We start from the raw sequence: 563 nt of genomic DNA, 5'->3' as shown, positions 1-563 counted from the left end.
TTATTATATTTGTCGGGTATACCCTGTTATTGCATCATTGGTTATTGAATAGGGATCCAATGCCAGCAATTTTCCAACCGCGAAAGGCGACAGGGTTAATGAATACGTTAATTCGGTAGACAGTACAAGCGCGGCACAGCGTTGGGCAAAGTGGACACTGTCCTGAAAATCCATGCCGGCTAACGCACAATGAACCAATCCCGCCATCATGGCGTCCCCGGAACCGGTGATGGTGACAACATCAACCGGCAGTGCCGGAGCATAACCTGAGACATAATCGAGTTCACTATAGTAAACGCCCTCTGCCCCCATACTCAAAACGACCCGCTGCACACCTTGTTCATGAAACCAGGATGTGACGGACTGAGCCTCTTTTATAGAATTTATCTTCATGCCACTGATTGTCTCCGCCTCCAATCGATTGGGCCGAATAGTATGAATATAGGATAACCAGTTACGAACGATTCCGGCTTTATGGGACGAAACCGGATTCACAAATACAGGGACATTACCGGCGTTTTTAAATAACCATTCCAGAGCATCCTCAGTTAAATTACAGTCGA

Annotated in this window: 1 protein-coding gene; it reads right to left on the bottom strand. The window is 46.7% G+C overall.

Annotated features, from left to right (window positions below; genetic code table 11):
- Nucleotides 1-3: 3 nt before the first annotated feature.
- A partial coding sequence (locus PSI17_RS17290; RefSeq protein WP_273553126.1) for a PfkB family carbohydrate kinase occupies nucleotides 4-563 on the bottom strand: 560 nt, incomplete at its 5' end.

The sequence above is a fragment of the Xenorhabdus sp. IM139775 genome (assembly GCF_028598745.1).
In the GTDB taxonomy this organism is placed as follows: Bacteria; Pseudomonadota; Gammaproteobacteria; order Enterobacterales; family Enterobacteriaceae; genus Xenorhabdus.
This window is presented reverse-complemented; position numbering and strand designations above follow the sequence as displayed.